The sequence below is a fragment of the Pandoraea pneumonica genome, from assembly GCF_049918595.1.
GTDB classification, from domain to species: domain Bacteria; phylum Pseudomonadota; class Gammaproteobacteria; order Burkholderiales; family Burkholderiaceae; genus Pandoraea; species Pandoraea pneumonica_A.
Genome location: NZ_JBNCRZ010000004.1, coordinates 644573 through 661724, shown reverse-complemented (window position 1 = coordinate 661724; position 17152 = coordinate 644573). Strand labels below are relative to the sequence as shown.

Annotated in this window: 12 protein-coding genes; 4 read left to right on the top strand and 8 right to left on the bottom strand. The window is 62.2% G+C overall.

The genetic code is table 11. From position 1 onward, the window contains the following. Positions 1–9: 9 nt before the first annotated feature. The 4 genes from rfbA to msbA form a co-directional block, all read right to left on the bottom strand. On the bottom strand, positions 10–897 hold the full coding sequence (rfbA, locus tag ACPWR9_RS19565; protein ID WP_426330839.1) for a glucose-1-phosphate thymidylyltransferase RfbA: 888 nt from the start codon (positions 895–897) through the stop codon (positions 10–12). 13 nt (positions 898–910) lie between these two features. Next, on the bottom strand, positions 911–1969 hold the full coding sequence (gene rfbB, locus ACPWR9_RS19560; RefSeq protein WP_426330840.1) for a dTDP-glucose 4,6-dehydratase: 1059 nt from the start codon (positions 1967–1969) through the stop codon (positions 911–913). Between the two features lie 27 nt (positions 1970–1996). Further along, complete coding sequence (locus ACPWR9_RS19555; protein ID WP_426331101.1) at positions 1997–2581, bottom strand: peroxidase-related enzyme; 585 nt, start codon at positions 2579–2581, stop codon at positions 1997–1999. 70 nt (positions 2582–2651) lie between these two features. After that, the gene (msbA, locus tag ACPWR9_RS19550; protein ID WP_426330842.1) at positions 2652–4400 is read right to left on the bottom strand and encodes a lipid A export permease/ATP-binding protein MsbA; all 1749 of its coding nucleotides are present in this window, start codon (positions 4398–4400) and stop codon (positions 2652–2654) included. 163 nt (positions 4401–4563) lie between these two features. Here msbA and recQ point away from each other — a divergent pair, with 163 nt between their 5' ends. Both recQ and ACPWR9_RS19540 read left to right on the top strand, forming a co-directional pair. Further along, a complete protein-coding gene (gene recQ, locus ACPWR9_RS19545) occupies positions 4564–6369 on the top strand; it encodes a DNA helicase RecQ (RefSeq protein WP_426330843.1) in 1806 nt (601 codons plus the stop codon). Between the two features lie 116 nt (positions 6370–6485). Next, positions 6486–7289 carry a glycosyltransferase family 2 protein gene (locus tag ACPWR9_RS19540; protein WP_426330844.1) on the top strand — a complete coding sequence of 268 codons (804 nt, stop codon included), beginning with the start codon at positions 6486–6488 and terminating at the stop codon, positions 7287–7289. A gap of 23 nt (positions 7290–7312) precedes the next feature. Here ACPWR9_RS19540 and ACPWR9_RS19535 read toward each other — a convergent pair whose 3' ends face one another. Both ACPWR9_RS19535 and dnaE read right to left on the bottom strand, forming a co-directional pair. Then, positions 7313–8164, bottom strand: a complete 852-nt coding sequence (locus ACPWR9_RS19535) for a glycosyltransferase family 2 protein (protein WP_426330845.1) — start codon at positions 8162–8164, stop codon at positions 7313–7315. Positions 8165–8204: 40 nt separating this feature from the next. Then, entirely contained in the window at positions 8205–11807 is a 3603-nt protein-coding gene (gene dnaE, locus ACPWR9_RS19530; RefSeq protein WP_426331103.1) for a DNA polymerase III subunit alpha, read from the bottom strand. Positions 11808–12036: 229 nt separating this feature from the next. Between dnaE and ACPWR9_RS19525 the strand changes: the two genes are divergently transcribed. Beyond that, the gene (locus tag ACPWR9_RS19525; RefSeq protein ID WP_426330846.1) at positions 12037–12921 is read left to right on the top strand and encodes a sulfurtransferase; all 885 of its coding nucleotides are present in this window, start codon (positions 12037–12039) and stop codon (positions 12919–12921) included. Positions 12922–13023: 102 nt separating this feature from the next. Beyond that, on the top strand, positions 13024–13929 hold the full coding sequence (gluQRS, locus tag ACPWR9_RS19520; RefSeq protein ID WP_426331105.1) for a tRNA glutamyl-Q(34) synthetase GluQRS: 906 nt from the start codon (positions 13024–13026) through the stop codon (positions 13927–13929). A gap of 230 nt (positions 13930–14159) precedes the next feature. Here the strand turns inward: gluQRS and ACPWR9_RS19515 are convergent, their stop codons facing one another. Next, positions 14160–15665, bottom strand: a complete 1506-nt coding sequence (locus ACPWR9_RS19515; RefSeq protein ID WP_426330847.1) for a DEAD/DEAH box helicase — start codon at positions 15663–15665, stop codon at positions 14160–14162. 312 nt (positions 15666–15977) lie between these two features. Continuing rightward, entirely contained in the window at positions 15978–17030 is a 1053-nt protein-coding gene (locus tag ACPWR9_RS19510) for a bile acid:sodium symporter family protein (protein ID WP_426330849.1), read from the bottom strand. Positions 17031–17152: the final 122 nt, after the last annotated feature.

The window sequence follows — 17152 nt, the reverse complement described above, 5'->3', positions numbered from 1 at the left end:
TCAGAAAATTCAGAAGACGCGTTCGCGCAACATCGCCAGCAGATACTTGCCATAGGCGTTTTTTGCAAGCGGTTGTGCCAGCGTCTCGATCGCCGCCGCATCGATCCAGCCGCGGCGGTACGCGATTTCTTCCGGGCAAGCCACTTTCAGGCCCTGACGGCTTTCAATCGTCTGAATAAACGTACTCGCCTCTAGCATCGACTCATGTGTGCCTGTGTCGAGCCATGCATAGCCGCGGCCCATGATCTGCACACTCAGCTTGCCGCGCTTCAGATACTCGTTGTTGACGTCGGTAATTTCTAATTCACCACGCGCAGACGGTTTGATCGAGCGTGCGATATCGATAACGTTGTTGTCGCAGAAATACAGCCCCGTTACCGCGTAACGCGACTTCGGCGTCTTCGGCTTCTCGACGAGTTCGATCGCTCGGCCATCATCGTCGAACGTGACCACGCCATACCGCTCGGGGTCGTTCACCGGATAGGCAAACACGGTAGCGCCGTCCTGTTGTGCATTCGCCGCCGAAAGCAACCCTGCAAAGTCGTGTCCGTAGAACAGATTGTCACCAAGCACCAGCGCGCACGGATCGTTGCCGATGAAATCCGCACCGATCAGGAAGGCTTGCGCGAGGCCATCCGGCGACGGCTGCACGGCGTACTGAAGGTTCAGGCCCCACTGACTGCCGTCACCGAGCAGTTGCTCGAAGCGCGGGGTGTCCTGCGGCGTCGAGATAATCAGAATGTCGCGAATACCCGCCAGCATCAGTGTCGTGAGCGGGTAATAGATCATCGGCTTGTCGTAGACAGGCAGCAATTGCTTCGAGACAGCGAGCGTGGCCGGATACAACCGGGTACCGGAGCCGCCAGCCAGAATGATGCCCTTACGTTTCGTGGTCATACGTGCCTCAGTCTTATTTCTGATAGTGGGTTTCAATCCAGCGCTGATACTCGCCCGATTGCACCTGACGAACCCACTCGCCATTGGCGAGATACCACTGCACGGTCTTGCGCATACCGGTCTCAAACGTCTCGGCCGGACGCCAGCCCAACTCTCGCTCGAGCTTGCGTGCGTCGATAGCGTAGCGGCGGTCATGGCCCGGGCGATCGGTCACGAACGTGACCTGATCGCTATACGACTTGCCGTCGGCACGCGGTGAAAGTTCGTCCAGCAGTGTGCACAGATACTTCACCACGGACAGATTGTTCTGCTCGTTCCAGCCGCCCACGTTATAGACCTCGCCCGTCGTACCCTTGGCGAGCACTTCGCGAATGGCCGAGCAGTGATCGCCGACATACAGCCAGTCGCGCACGTTGCTGCCGTCGCCGTAAATCGGCAGCGGCTTGCCCGCGAGCGCATTGGCGATCACCAGCGGGATCAGCTTCTCGGGGAATTGGTACGGGCCGTAGTTGTTCGAGCAATTCGTGGTGAGTACCGGCAGGCCATAGGTGTGGTGATAGGCACGCACCAAATGGTCGGAACCGGCCTTCGACGCCGAGTACGGGCTGTTCGGCGCGTACGGCGTGGTTTCCGTGAACGCGGGGTCGGTCGGGCTCAGCGAGCCATACACCTCGTCGGTCGACACGTGCAGGAAGCGGAACGCCTCGCGCGCCTCACCTTCGAGCGTGCCCCAGTAGGCACGTGCTGCTTCGAGCATCGCGAACGTGCCGACGATATTGGTTTGCACGAACTCGCCGGGACCGTGAATCGAGCGGTCGACGTGGCTTTCCGCTGCGAAGTGCAGTACTGCGCGCGGGCGGTGCTCGGCATAGAGACGATCAAGCGCAGCCCGGTCACAGATATCGACCTGCGCAAAACAATGGCGCGCATCGTGCTCAAGACTCGCCAGATTGGCCAAATTGCCAGCGTAGGTGAGTTTATCGATGGTCACCACCGGCTCGTCATATTGCGCCAGCCAGTCGAGAACGAAGTTTGCGCCGATAAAACCAGCGCCGCCAGTCACGAAGATCATGAATATGGGGTGTTGAGAGAAGCGGGTTTAACGGGCGCGCGGCACGCGCCCCATTAAGAAAAATTCGTCGTTCGGTCGCATGGATACCGCATTCGCGATCCGGTTGGACATGCCAAAAAATGCCGTAATCGCCGCAATATCCCAGATGTCCTCGTCGTCGAGGCCATGCTCGCGCAGCTCGGCGTAGTCCTGATCGCCCACTTCCTGCGAGCGTTCGCACACTTTCATGGCGTACGCGAGGATGGCTTTCTGACGCGGGCTCAGATCGGCCTTCAGGTAATTGACGGCCACCTGATCGGCCAACAGCGGCTGCTTTTCATAAATTCGCACCAGCGCGCCGTGCGCGACCACGCAGTATAAGCACTGGTTTGCCGCGCTCGTCACCACTACGATCATTTCGCGTTCGCCCTTGCTGAGGTTGCCCTCTTTGAGCATGAGTGCGTCGTGATAGGCGAAAAACGCGCGGAATTCGTCGGGCCGATGCGCCAGCGCAAGAAACACGTTCGGGATGAAGCCCGCCTTTTCCTGCACTTCGTCGATACGCGCACGAATGTCTGCCGGCAGGCTCGAGAGCTCCGGCACAGGAAAACGACTGATCGGCGGCTGGCTCATCGTAATCTCCTCGAAACGTGTGGTCGGTTGCAGAAGTTCAGCGGAATCAGGCTCCGAACCAGGCTCCGAATCAGGCTTCTTCTTGCGCGTATTGAATGCGGTGCAAGTGCGCGTAGAGGCCATTATGCGCCAGCAGCGCCTGGTGCGAGCCTTGCTCGACAACGCGGCCATGCTCGAGTACGACGATGCGATCGGCGCGCTCGATGGTCGAGAGGCGGTGCGCGATCACCAGCGTGGTACGGCCTTCCATCAGCACTTCGAGCGCCGCCTGCACGTGGCGCTCCGACTCCGAATCGAGCGCCGAGGTCGCTTCGTCGAGAATCAGGATCGGCGCGTCCTTGTAGATCGCCCGCGCGATGGCCAAACGTTGACGCTGACCGCCCGACAAGCGCATGCCGTTATCGCCCACGAGCGTTTGCACGCCATCGGGCATCGCCGCCACAGCATCGGCCAGATTGGCCGCCTTCAGCGCCGCTTCGACGCGCGCCGAATCGATTTCCTGTCCATAAGCCACGTTCGCGGCAATGGTGTCGTTGAAGAGCACCACGTCCTGACTCACGAACGCAATCTGACGGCGCAGGTCGGCCAGGCGCAGGTCGGCCAGCGGAATATCGTCGAGCAGGATACGGCCGCCCGTCGGATCGAAGAAGCGCGGCACCAGGTTGACCATCGTCGTCTTGCCGCTGCCTGACGGCCCGACCAGCGCGACCATCTCCCCGGGGGCGACATCGAGCGAAATGTTGTCTAGCGTCGGGCGATCGCTCGCGCCGTAGTGAAAGCTCACGCCATCGAACGTCACGCGGCCCTGGGCGCGCTCGATCGTACGCGTGCCGCCACTGGGTTCGGTTTCGACGTCCATCACTTCGAAGATGAGTTCGGCCGCCGTCATGCCGCGTTGCAGCGGCTGATTCACGTCCATCAGGTGCTTGAGCGGCGAGACCACCAGCAGCAGTGCCGTGACGAACGCCGTAAAGCCACCGACGGTCATTTCGCCCGACGACGACTCGATCATCGCCACGGTAATCACGATGGCCAGCGCCAGCGAGGCCAGTGCCTGTGTCACCGGCTGCGCGAGGCCGCCCGAGACGGTCACGCGCATGGCATAGCCGCGCAGCGTGCTGGTCATCTTGTCGAAGCGCGACTTCTCGTAGGCCTCGCCGTTATGAATCTTCACGACCTTGTAGCCGCCGACCGCCTCTTCCACCACGTAGGACAGCGCGTTGGTAAGCGTTTGCTGCTCGCGGTTCAGGCGGCGCAGGCGGCGGTTGATCTTTCCGACCAGCCAGCCGATGAGCGGCAGAATGATCGCGACCACCAGCGTGAGGCGCCAGTTCAGATAGAAGAGATAGCCGAGCAGACCGATCACGGTGAGCGAATCGCGCACGAGCGTGATCAGCACGGTGGTCAGCACGCCGAGTACCTGATTGACCTCGAAGACGATGGCGTTGATCAGGGTGCTGGTCGTCTCGCGCTGGAAGTAGGCGGCAGGCGCATGCAGCAAGCGCTCGAACATGCGCACGCGCAGATCGAGCAGCACGCGGTTCGAGACCCACGAGAGCATGTAGTTGGCCGCGTACTGCGCAAGACCCCGGATGACGGCCAGCCCGATGACGGCGGCGGGCACGTACCAAAGTTTCCACGGATCGCCGCCCGAGAAGCCCTTGTCGAGCACCGGCTTGAGCACGGCCGGGATGGCTGCCTCGGTCGCCGCGACCATGGCCATGGCGAGCACGGCCAGCAAACCCATGTGCCAATAAGGCTGGAGATAGCCCAGCAGACGTCGGAGTATCGGTCCGGAGGGCTTGTGCGGTGCGCTCATGTAGTCGGGGAACGGCGGAAAAACCGCTATTCTAACGTACCGGCCTGTCCCGCCGGGACTCGTCTGACGCGGCACCGGACGCTTCCGGAAAATTCATCGGAATGCCGCTTGTTCCGGCCCTTGAGCGCGCCTGCCGGGAATGGGAACCGGTATACTGCCGCCCATGGCAAGCGCACTCGAAGTTCTCCGTACCGTATTCGGCTATAACGCATTCCGTGGCGATCAAGCCGCGATCGTCGATCATGTCGCCGGCGGTGGCGATGCGCTCGTGCTCATGCCTACGGGCGGCGGCAAGTCGCTGTGCTATCAGATTCCCGCCCTGCTGCGCCCCGGGCTCGGCATCGTCGTCTCCCCGCTCATCGCGCTCATGCAGGATCAGGTCGACGCGCTGCTGCAAGCCGGGGTGCGCGCCGCCTATCTCAATTCCAGTCTTAGCTTCGACGAGGCCATCGATACCGAGCGGCGAGCGGCCCGTGGCGAGCTCGATCTCTTATACGTCGCGCCGGAACGGCTGCTGACGGACCGCTTTCTCGATTTGCTCGACCGGCTCGACGAGCGCGGCCAGCTGGCGCTCTTCGCGATCGACGAGGCGCACTGCGTGTCACAGTGGGGCCACGACTTCCGGCCGGAATACATTCAGCTCTCGGCGCTGCATGAGCGGTATCCGAGCGTGCCGCGCATTGCGCTCACGGCCACAGCCGACCAAGCCACCCGCGAGGAAATCCAGAGCCGGCTCGGGCTGACGGAAGCGCATCTGTTCGTGTCGAGCTTCGACCGGCCGAACATCCGCTACGAAATTGTCGACCGCGATAATCCGCGCAAGCAACTGCTGGCGTTTTTGGGGCGGCATCGCGGCGAGGCCGGTATCGTCTACTGCCTGTCGCGCAAGAAAGTGGAAGAGACGGCCGCGTGGCTGGAGACGCAGGGCATTCCGGCCCTGCCTTATCACGCCGGGCTCGACGCCGACGTGCGCCGCACGCATCAGCAGCGGTTTCTGCGCGAAGAAGGCTTGGTGATGGCCGCGACCGTGGCTTTCGGTATGGGCATCGACAAACCGGACGTGCGCTTTGTTGCCCATTTGGATTTGCCCAAGAGTCTTGAAGCCTACTATCAGGAAACCGGCCGTGCGGGGCGTGACGGCGAGCCAGCTGAAGCGTGGATGACGTATGGCTTGAACGACGTGGTGGTCCACCGTAGCCGCATCGACGAGTCGAATGCACCGGATCTGCAAAAGCGCATCGAGCGCCAGAAGCTCGACGCGCTGCTCGGTTATTGCGAGGCACCGCGTTGCCGCCGAACGGTTCTGCTGTCTTACTTCGGCGAGACGAGCGAGCCGTGCGGCAACTGCGACGTTTGTTTGAACCCGCCGGAAGTCTTCGACGGCACGATTGCTGCGCAAAAGGCGCTTTCCGCCATTCTGCGCACCGGCCAGCGCTTCGGGGCCGGGCATCTGGTCGACTTGCTACGCGGGCGCAGCACGGACAAGATTCGTCAATTCGGGCATGAAAGCTTGCCGACGTTCGGCGTCGGTGGGGAACTGGACGATCAGGGCTGGCGCGCCGTGTTCCGCCAACTGATCGCTCATGGGCTGATCGAGCCGGACAGTAGCCAATATGGCGCATTGATCCTCAATGCCGCTGCACGCCCGGTGCTCAAAGGCGAGACGACGTTGTCGCTACGCCGTCAACGCGCCGTCGCCAGCAAGAAGAGTCGCTTTGCGGGCTACGCGTCGCCCGCTATTGAGTTGGATCCGGCCGACCAACAGCTTTTCGACAAGCTGCGGGCATGGCGTCAGGACATGGCAAAAACCCAGCAAGTGCCGGCGTACGTTATTCTTCACGACCGAACCTTGCGTGAACTCGCACAGCGCCGCCCGCGTCATCGCGATGGCCTGGTAGATATCACAGGCCTGGGTGAGGCGAAGATCGAGCGCTACGGTGAAGCGCTGGTCGAGTTGCTGAACGCGTGAACGTTAGACTTCGAGTGCGGATCGCCACGGTCAGCGCCAAATTTCAGCGCCGCAGCGCGCTTAGCCTGACACGAGACAAGCACAATAAGCCCGCATTCGTTCCCTCTTGAACTCTCATGACTGAAGCCCATACGAACCTGCCGGTTTCATCGAGTCAACTGAGCGCGCCACAGCGCCTGCCGTTGACCGTGACGATCCTGACGCGCAACGAACGGCACAACATCGCCGATTGCATCGCGTCGGTCAGTGGGTTCGCATCGCAAATCGTCGTGTTGGATAACGCCAGCACGGACGGCACGGCAGACATCGCGCGCGATGCCGGTGCCGAGGTCCATGTCACGCCCGATTGGCCGGGTTTCGGGCCACAGAAGAATCGCGCCTTGTCGTTCGCGACGCAGCCTTGGGTGCTCTCGCTGGATGCGGATGAGCGTGTCACGCCCGAACTCGCCAGCGACATCGCGGCCGCTATCGCATCAAACCGCTTTGCGGGCTATCGCATGCCTCGGCTGTCGCAATTTCTCGGCCATTGGGTGCGCCATTGCGGGTGGTATCCGGACTATGTGTTGCGACTGTTTCGCCGCGAAGCCGGACGCTTCTCCGACAATCTCGTGCACGAACGCGTGATCGTGGACGGCGAGCTTGGCACGCTGTCGAACCATCTGCTTCACTACAGCTACACCGAAGCGAGACAGGTCGAAGACAAAGTGCAGCGCTATGCGAAGGCGGGCGCCAAGGAAATGGCGTTGCGCGGCAAAAAGGTGTCGCCGCTCAAGCCATGGATTAACGGTGGATGGGCCTTCGTACGCACGTACGTGCTGCGCCGCGGGTTTCTGGATGGCTCAACCGGCGCGGCGATTGCGCGTATGAATGCACGAAGTGCTTTCTTGAAGTACGCGCTGTTAAGGCGTGGCGACGCTTAAGTTCTGGCGAACGTTGGCGAAGCTCACTTGGCAAGCGCTCGCTTGAAGCGTGAGCGGAGCATCTGCCAACGCAGATTGCCGTCTTCGACAGGTTCTGCGAGACGCCCATCGCTCCCCGCAGGCAGAACCGTGCCGCGACGCAGATAGTAGCGATCGAAAATCTTCTGCGTCATTCCCCACTTGCGCAGGAATTGCGTACGACCATCGTTCTTCACGACCTTGCCGGTACTCTTGCACTGGAAGTGATAAACGAGGCTCGCGCCGACGCCGATGAACTTGCGGCAACCTGCCGCCCACATCTTCATCGAGAAATCGTTGTCGCTGCTCATACCGGGACTCAGCTCGGTGCTGTAACCGCCCACGAGGAACCACCAGTCGCGATGCACCAGCGTCGGCGGCCACGTCGCGCCGAACCAGTCCGGTTTCCGATACGTCGGTGCAGTGGCAAGCAGCGCGGCTTCATCGAAGGTCTCGACTTCGCGACCGAAATCCTGCACCAGCACACACGGATTGCCCGTATCTACCGGCTCGATCATCGTGCCCGAGAGCATGAACGCCTTGTCCGGCATCGCTTCCGCACGTTCGATAAGCGCCGTGTCCCACCCCGGGCAGCAGTACATGTCGTCGTTCAGGTAGACGATGTACTTCTCGCGCGCAAGCGCTGCCGCTTGGTTCACTGCGTAGCAAATCCCGATGTTGTCCGGCGATGCGGTATGGTCGAGCCCCTCGGCACGCACCCAGTCCAGCGAGCCGTCAGAACCATCGTTCACGTGAACGATGATCTGATGCGGCATGGCCGAGTTCTGCCGAATGCTGCGTACACAGAGTTGCAGCAATGCGAGGTTGTTCCACGTCGGAACGATGATCGAAAACATCCGGAAATTCCTTGTTGATCAGGCTAATGCGGCAAGCCGGTTAGTAGACGATCTGCACCGAATCTGGCGTGAGCCACTGGCGAAGCTCGCCTAACAGCTCGTCACCCGGCTGCACCTTCCAATCGTCGCCGAGGCGCGATTCGCATTCGGCATCGGGACGGCGGTACACAATGTGCACCGGCAGGCCCGTCGGCTTGTCGTCTTCGCCGTTCCCACTGCCATTGCCGTTGCGTCGGCCGAAGCCGCCTCCGCCACCGCCGCCACCATTCCCGCCGTTGTAGCCACCGCCGCCGAAGTGACCGCCACCCCCACCGCCGGCACCGGCCGTTGCGCTCACGCGATACATCGTGCAGTGCGGTTGCAGGGTGGCGCGCAAACGGGTCCAGTCGGCATTGCCGTTGAACGACAGTTTGAGCGCGCGCGCAAAACGGGCGCGGGCACGGCCCAGATCCATGAGACTTTCGGTGGTGAAACGCAGCCCGCCGGTGAAACTATCGGGGCGCGCATTGCCATGCACAATCAGCAGTTCGTCTTCCTTGAACAGTTGCTTGTTCGCCTCGAACTGTTCGTTGAAGATCGTCACTTCGAGCGTGCCGGTACCGTCGTCCAACTGTGCGATCACCATCTTGCCGCGCTGGGTCATCATCGTGCGCAAGCTAGCGATCACGCCTGCCACAAGCCGGTCACGCCCCTCGCTCAGATCGCGAATGCGTGTGCGCACAAAACGGCGCACTTCTTCCGCATAGGAATCGAACATGTGGCCCGACAGATAGAAGCCGAGCGCCTGCTTTTCTTCCTGAAGCTTGCGCTTGTCGGTCCACGCGGGCTCGGCGGCCAATTCCAGCGGTGCTTGCAGGCTCTCATCACCGAGATCGAACAAGCTCACCTGATTGGCCGCAGCACTTGCCTGTTCGGCGGCTTCCATGGCCATCGGCACCGACGCCATCAACTGCGCGCGGTTGTCGTGAATCGTGTCGAACGCGCCAGCACGAATCAGGGCTTCGATCGTGCGGCGGTTCACCATGCGACGATCGATGCGCTGGCAGAAGTCGAACAGATCGGTAAATGGCCGCTCTTCACGCGCGCGCAAGATCTCTTCGATCGCCGACTGACCGCTGCCCTTGATCGCGCCAAGACCGTAGCGCACGGTTTTCGAATCCGCCGGTTCGAAACGGTACGCCGAAGCGTTCACGTCCGGCGGCAAGACGGCCAGTCCGTTCGTCAGGCAGTCTTCGTACAGAATCTTGACCTTGTCCGTGTCGTCCATGGCCAAGCTCATATTGGCCGCCATGAATTCGGCAGGGTGATGCGCCTTGAGCCACGCCGTGTAATACGCGAGCAGTGCGTACGCGGCCGCGTGCGACTTGTTGAAGCCGTAGCCTGCGAACTTTTCCATCAAGTCGAAGATTTCGTCGGCCTTCTCGGCGCTCAGCCCGTTCTTGTCCGCACCCTCGCGGAACAAGCCACGGTGCATGGCCATTTCCTCGGCTTTCTTCTTACCCATCGCGCGACGCAGCAAGTCGGCGCCACCGAGCGAGTAACCGCCGATGATCTGCGCCATCTGCATCACCTGCTCCTGATAGACCATGATGCCGTAGGTCTCTTGGAGCACCGGCTCGACGCGCGGATCGGGGTATTCCACCTTCTCGCGGCCATGCTTACGTGCGCAGAAGCTCGGAATCAGGTCCATTGGGCCCGGGCGGTACAACGCCACGAGTGCAATGATGTCCTCGAAGCGGTCGGGCTGGGCGTCTTTCAACATGCCCTGCATGCCCCGGCTTTCCAGCTGGAACACCGCGACCGTATTGGCTTTCTTGAGGATGCTGAACGCGGCCGGGTCGGTCAGTGAAACCTGATCGAGCGACCAGTCGGCCATCTCCGGATGCAAGCGCTTGATGTAGCGCTCCGCCCAGTTCAGGATCGTGAGCGTGGTCAGGCCCAAGAAGTCGAACTTCACCAGGCCGACAGCTTCCACGTCGTCCTTGTCGTACTGGCTCACCACGCCGCTGGCATCTTCGCCGACGCCTTGCGTGTACAGCGGACAAAAATCGGTGAGCTTGCCCGGGGCGATCAGCACACCGCCCGCGTGCATCCCGACGTTACGCGTGAGGCCTTCCACGCGCTGCGCCAGTTCGAGCAACTGTTTGACCTCGTCTTCCGTATTGAAGCGCTCGGCCAGTTGCGGCTCTTCCTTCATGGCGTCGTCGAGGGTGACGAGCTTGCCCGGTTTGAACGGAATGAGCTTGGCGACGCCGTCGACGAAGTTGTAGCCGAGATCGAGCACGCGCCCGACGTCTCGCACCGCGGCCTTGGCCGCCATCGAGCCGAAGGTTGCGATCTGCGAGACAGCGTCGGCGCCGTACTTGTCTTTCACGTACTGAATCACGCGGTCGCGGCCGTCCTGACAGAAGTCGATATCGAAGTCAGGCATCGAGACGCGTTCCGGATTCAGGAAACGCTCGAACAGCAGGTTGTACTTCAGCGGGTCGAGGTCGGTAATGCCCAACGCATACGCGACGAGCGAACCGGCGCCCGACCCCCGCCCTGGGCCGACCGGCACGCCGTTGTTCTTAGCCCACTGAATGAAGTCGGCCACGATCAGGAAGTAGCCCGGGAAGCCCATCTTGATGATGGTGCCGGTCTCGAAATCGAGCCGCTTGTAATACTCGGGACGCTGGGCGTCTCGCTCCGCCGCATCGGGGAACAATTGCCCCAGACGCACCTCCAGACCTTCCTTCGACAAATGCACGAGATAGTCGTCGAGCGACATACCGTCCGGCGTCGGGAAGAGCGGCAGCTTAGGTTTGCCGAGTTCGAGCGTCAGGTTGCAACGCTTGGCGATCTCGACCGAATTGGCAATCGCGGACGGCACGTCCTCGAACGCGGCAATCATGTCGTCCTGCGTGCGGAAACTCTGGTCCTGCGTGAAGCGGCGCACACGGCGCGCGTTGCCGAGGATTTCGCCTTCGGAGATACACACGCGCGCTTCGTGCGCGGTGAAATCGTCCCCCGTCATGAACTGGATCGGGTGCGTGGCCACCACCGGCAAGCCCACCTTCGCCGCCAGTTGCACCGCCTGCTGCACGTAAGTTTCCATACCGGGCTGACCGGTACGTTGCAGTTCGATATAGAACGCGCCCGGGAAGACCTTCGCCCAATGCTGCGCGCACTGCGCCGCCAAATCCGGGTTGCCAGCCGTCAGCGCAGCGCCGATGTCGCCCATCTGCCCACCGGAAATCGCCAGCAGGCCACTGGCGAGGCCGTCGGGCTCGAGCCACGACGGATCGATTTCCGCCCGCCCGCGCCATTGATTGCCAAGCCAGGCTTTCGAGAGCAACTGGCAAAGGTTCAAATAGCCTTCCTTGTTCCGCGCGAGCAGCAGCAATCGCGACGGTTTGTCGCGATCGGCGGCATTCGTGATCCAGGCGTCGCAGCCGACGATCGGCTTGACGCCCTTGCCGCGGGCTTCCTTGTAGAAACGGATGGCACCGAACATGTTCGCGAGATCGGTGAGCGCGAGTGCGCCCTGCCCGTCCTTGGCCGCGGCTTTGACGACGTCGTCAAGGCGCACGATGCCATCGGCGATCGAGTATTCGGAGTGGAGGCGGAGGTGGACGAAACGAGGTTCTGACATGGGCCGTATTGTAACGCGGCAGCTCCGGATTTCGCGCGCCGTCTCCCGCGCCGTCTCCGGATTTGGGCGCCTCGGTTGTGCTTTTCGGAGAGCACCGGCCAGCCGGTCGGAATTTACGCCATCCGATACAGGGCGTTCGTTCGATTCGGCGACTTACGGGGTGAAATCAAAGTGCCTTCGAGCCAGATCGGCGATAATAGCGGTTTATTGCTTCACGCTTTTGCGAAACCCCGTTGCCATGTCCATCGTCAACATCGCTGCGTACAAGTTCGTCTCGCTCGACGACATCGAGACACTGCGCCCCGCCCTGCTCGGCCATTGCCAAGCGCTCGACCTGAAGGGCACCATCCTGCTCGCGCCGGAAGGCATCAACCTGTTTCTGGCCGGCTCGCGCGAATCCATCGACGCGTTCCTCGCCCAGTTGCGCGCCGACGTGCGCTTTGCCGACCTCATCGTCAAGGAAAGCCTCTCCGAGGCGCAGCCGTTCCGCCGCATGCTGGTGCGCGCCAAGAAAGAAATCATCACGATGAAGATGCCGGTCATCAAACCGGCAAACGGGCGCGCCCCCGGCGTCGAGCCGGCCACGCTCAAGCGCTGGCTCGATGCGGGTCATGACGACGAAGGCCGACCGGTCGTGATGCTCGATACCCGCAATGACTTCGAAGTCGACGTCGGCACCTTCGATAACGCTGTCGACTATCGGTTGACCAAGTTCTCCGAGTTTCCCGATGTCATCGCCGAGCATCGCGCAGAGTTCGAGGGCAAGACCATCGTGTCCTTCTGCACGGGCGGCATTCGTTGCGAGAAGGCAGCCATCTACATGCGCGACATCGGACTGGAACATACGTATCAGTTGGATGGCGGCATTCTCAAGTACTTTGAAGATGTCGGCGGCGCCCATTACCAGGGCGATTGTTTCGTGTTCGACTATCGCACGGCGCTCACGCCCGATCTCGCGCCGGCCGGCACCAAGCAATGCTTCGCCTGCCGCGCCGTCGTCACCCCCGAAGCTCAGCAAAGCCCCGACTATGTCGAAGGCGAGCATTGCCCGGCTTGTGTCGGCGACAAGACGGCCCAGTCGGCCGCCCCCGCCCAGAGCGCTTCGCCGTCCGTCGCCAACTGAGGCGCGCCGGTGACGCTGACTTCGTCGCCAGACTTGGCTAACGGCGCGGCCAACGTCACAGCGCAAGACGCGGACGCACAGGTCGCGGGCACTTCTAAGGGTATCGAACCACCCCGGCCCGGGCGCTACCGTGGCCGGTTCGCGCCCTCACCGACCGGACCACTGCATCGCGGCTCACTGGTGACCGCACTGGCCAGTTGGCTTGATGCACGCGCGCACGGCGGTGTGTGGATCGTGCGTATGGAAGATCTTGACGAACCGCGCTGCGTGCCGGGTGCGGCCGCCGATATTCTGGCGACGCTCCCCCGGCTGGGCTTGCACAGCGATGAACCCATTGTCTGGCAGAGTCAGCGGCACGCGCTGTACGAGACGGCACTCGCGTCGTTGACGGCTGCCGGTCGTGTGTACCCCTGTGGTTGTACCCGCCGCGAGATCGCGGATTCGCTCACGCGCGTGCATGCCCGTCACAGCACGCTGGCCTACCCCGGCACTTGCCGCGATGGCCTGCATGGGAAACCGGCGCGCGCGTGGCGCCTGCGCGTCCCCGACGGTGCCGCTGCCTGTATGCGTTTCGACGATCGTTGGATGGGCCCGCAAAGTCAGGACCTCGCCACCGAAGTCGGTGACTTCGTGCTCAAACGTGCGGACGGGCAGTGGGCCTATCAGTTGGCCGTGGTGGTCGACGATGAGGCCCAGCAGATTACCGACGTCGTGCGCGGCACCGACCTGCTCGATTCCACGGCCCGGCAAATCTACCTTCAGCAGTGCCTTGGTGCCACCACGCCGCGTTATTTGCATGTGCCGCTGGTGATGGCTGACGATGGCGAGAAGTTGAGCAAGCAGAATGGCGCAGCACCGCTCACCCTCGATTCCGACGACGCCGTACTTAGCGCGCTTAAAGACGCCGCGATGCATCTCGGCTTGCCAGCCGTCTTGCATCAGGCGACGCATCGTGAAGACTTCTTCGCGGCGGCAACTCAGGCTTGGCGTAAGCAGCATGGCGACTGACTGGGGCCGGACAGGCTGACGTAGCTGACATAGCTGGCATAGCTGACGTAGCTGACGTAGCTGGCATAGCTGACGTAGCTGACGTAGCTGGCATAGCTGACGTAGCGGTCCAGCGTCAGGCCAAAGTGCCAACCTATCTCAAACCGAGTCGCACCATAAAAAAAGCCAGCGTGAGCACGCTGGCTTTTTTACGCTCGGCCTAGACAAGCTAAACGGCCGAAAGCGCCACCTCAGTTACTCGCCTTACGCGGAAAGCCCGCGAGCAATGCAGCCACCTGGCGTTTCGGTGCCTTCTCGGGCATCGCACCGAAGGCAGTCGGCGCGCTGGCGTCTTGCGACGCCTTGTTGTTTTGCTGGCCGTTGTCGGCAGACGGCGACGGCTCGTAAGGCTTGTAGAAAAACTCGTCTTCCGGACGAACACGGCGCTGCCCCGGCAGGCTGCCACCGCTGCGGCTGGCGCGCAACCCTTCGTGGCGGCCGCCATGGCGCTCAGTGCGCTCACCGCGTTCGCTACGGTCCGAACGTTCGGTGCGCTCGCTACGCTCACCGCGCTCGTCGCGCGAACGGCTGCGGCGCTCCAGCACCAGTTCGCCGCGCTTGAGTTCGCGCTTGATCAGCTTTTCGATTTCGACGAGGTGCTTGCGCTCGTCCGGTGCGCACAGCGAGATAGCCTCACCCGACGCCCCGGCACGGCCCGTACGGCCAATGCGGTGAACGTAGTCTTCGGGGTTGTACGGCAAGTCGTAGTTGATCACGCCCGGCAGATCGGAGATATCCAGACCACGCGCGGCCACGTCCGTGGCCACCAGTGCCTGAATACCGCCTTGCTTGAACGCTTCGAGCGCTTGCATGCGCTCGTTCTGCGACTTGTCGCCGTGAATCGCCGCCGTCACCACGCCGTCGCGCTCGAGTTGACGCGCCAAGCGGCTTGCGCCGATCTTGCTGTTGACGAACACGATGACCTGCTTGAGGTCGCGCTCGTTGAGAATCTGCACCACGGCCGCGCGCTTGTCGTCTTCCGGCACTTCATAAACGACTTGCTCGACCGTATCGGCTGTCGCATTGCGACGGGCCACTTCGATGGTCAGCGGGTTGGTGAGATAGCTCGAGGCGAGCTTCTTGATTTCGTTGGAGAACGTTGCCGAGAACAGCAGCGTTTGGCGCTGCTTGGGCAGCAAATTCAGAATGCGCTGAAGATCGGGCAGGAAGCCCATGTCCAGCATGCGGTCGGCCTCGTCGAGCACCAGCATCTTGACCTGCCCCAGATTGACCGTCTTTTGCTCGACGTGATCGAGCAGACGGCCCGGGGTGGCGATCAGAATTTCGACGCCGCGGCGCAGCGCGTCCTTCTGCGGGTTCATGTCGACGCCACCGAACACCACCGTATTACGCAGCGGCGTGTGCGAGGCGTACAGACGCACGTTCTCGGCCACCTGGTCGGCAAGCTCACGCGTCGGCGTGAGAATCAGGGCACGCACCGGGTGACGGGCAGGCGAAGCACTTGTATTCGCATCGGGCAGCAGGCGTTGGATGATCGGCAGCGAGAAGCTGGCGGTCTTGCCGGTACCCGTTTGCGCAGCACCCATCACGTCACGGCCGGAAAGCACTACCGGAATCGCCTGCGCCTGAATCGGCGTGGGACTGGTGTACCCCTGCTCGGCGATGGCCCGCAAGATGTCCGCATGCAGCCCAAAGCTATCGAAGCCAGGGGTAGGAACAGCATTTACATCAGCCATGATGAAGGGACATCTCTTTTAAAAAAACGGGGGCCGCCACGCGGAAAAGGTCCGCATCAAAGCACACTCGCGAAGATTCAAGGGGCGCTGAGCGCCATGCTCAGGGCTGGCGCGGGAGGGGTCTGTCAGGGGACAGATGCGTCGGGCGCCGCCGGACCAGGGAGGTCATTAAGAAGCGAAACAGACGCAATTCTAGCACTTGCGCACGACCAACGTGTGACAGCGAGCCTTGGGCGCGCTTTGTACGGGTCTGCGCGGCCCCGCGCCAGTGGACGCGGACCGCGATTTTCGATGTGACGAACGGCGTCGCGCTTAGCGGCCGGCACCGGCCTTTGCGCTACCGTCCGGCTTGGCCGCCTTGGCTACCCCGGCCTTACCGGCTTTCGCCTGTGCGGCGCGCTGCTTGGTCGCATAGCGTTGCGCGAGCACGGCACACACCATCAGTTGCATCTGATGAAACAGCATCAGCGGCAGCACAATCGCACCCAGCGGGCCCGTGGCAAACAGCACCTTGGCCATCGGGATACCGCTTGCGAGGCTCTTCTTCGAACCGCAGAAGACGATGGTGATTTCGTCTTCGCGCGAGAACCCGAGCCAACGCGCCGCGAAGGTGGTGAAGGCGAGCATCACCGCCAAAATGACCGCGCAGCAGCCCAGCAGGCCGAGCAGCGCCAGCGGCGGGATCTGATGCCACAGGCCGGTATTGACCGCCTCGCTGAACGCCGTGTACACCACCAACAAGATCGAACCCTGATCGACAAACTTGAGCAACGCACGATTACGCTCGACCCAGCCGCCAATGGCCTTGCGCGACAACTGACCGGCAATGAACGGTACGAGCAGTTGCAGCATGATATTGCCGATGGAGTCGAACGGCGATGCCCCGGTATTGCCATCGTGATGCACCACGACGAGGCCCACGAGCACTGGCGTGATGAAAATGCCGAACAAGCTGGAGGCCGAAGCGCTGCACACGGCGGCCGGCACGTTGCCACGGGCGATCGACGTGAACGCAATCGCCGACTGGACCGTCGCCGGCAAGGTGCATAGGAACAAGATGCCGAGATACAGCTCAGGGGTCACGGCCCACGAGAGCACAGGTTTGAGCGCAACACCGACGAGCGGGAACACCGCAAACGTGCTCGCAAAAACGAGCAGGTGCAGGCGCCAGTGCGTGGCACCCGCGAGCACCGCTTCGCGCGAGAGTTTCGCGCCATGCAGGAAGAACAGCGCGGCGATGGCGACGTTCGTGAGCAAGTTGAAGGCGACTTCGCCCTCGCCGTGCGCCGGCAGGAAGCTGGCGAGCGCTACGGTCGCCACTAACATCAACGTAAAGTTGTCGGGAAGGAAACGCGGTCGGGCCATCGTCAATCTCGGGTCGAGCTCGAGGAAATCTCGGCGGAATTACAAAAGACAAAGCCCGTACGCAACGACACAGAACGCTGCGGCTCGGGGCCGGCAGCGCCGTCGACAATCGATCGGTGCGC

Excerpts from the sequence above, each read along its gene's own strand:
- rfbA (WP_426330839.1), bottom strand. The coding sequence starts at position 897 with ATGACCACGAAACGTAAGGGCATCATTCTGGCTGGCGGCTCCGGTACC.
- rfbB (WP_426330840.1), bottom strand. The coding sequence starts at position 1,969 with ATGATCTTCGTGACTGGCGGCGCTGGTTTTATCGGCGCAAACTTCGTT.
- ACPWR9_RS19555 (WP_426331101.1), bottom strand. The coding sequence starts at position 2,581 with ATGAGCCAGCCGCCGATCAGTCGTTTTCCTGTGCCGGAGCTCTCGAGC.
- msbA (WP_426330842.1), bottom strand. The coding sequence starts at position 4,400 with ATGAGCGCACCGCACAAGCCCTCCGGACCGATACTCCGACGTCTGCTG.
- recQ (WP_426330843.1), top strand. The coding sequence starts at position 4,564 with ATGGCAAGCGCACTCGAAGTTCTCCGTACCGTATTCGGCTATAACGCA.
- ACPWR9_RS19540 (WP_426330844.1), top strand. The coding sequence starts at position 6,486 with ATGACTGAAGCCCATACGAACCTGCCGGTTTCATCGAGTCAACTGAGC.
- ACPWR9_RS19535 (WP_426330845.1), bottom strand. The coding sequence starts at position 8,164 with ATGTTTTCGATCATCGTTCCGACGTGGAACAACCTCGCATTGCTGCAA.
- ACPWR9_RS19525 (WP_426330846.1), top strand. The coding sequence starts at position 12,037 with ATGTCCATCGTCAACATCGCTGCGTACAAGTTCGTCTCGCTCGACGAC.
- ACPWR9_RS19515 (WP_426330847.1), bottom strand. The coding sequence starts at position 15,665 with ATGGCTGATGTAAATGCTGTTCCTACCCCTGGCTTCGATAGCTTTGGG.
- ACPWR9_RS19510 (WP_426330849.1), bottom strand. The coding sequence starts at position 17,030 with ATGGCCCGACCGCGTTTCCTTCCCGACAACTTTACGTTGATGTTAGTG.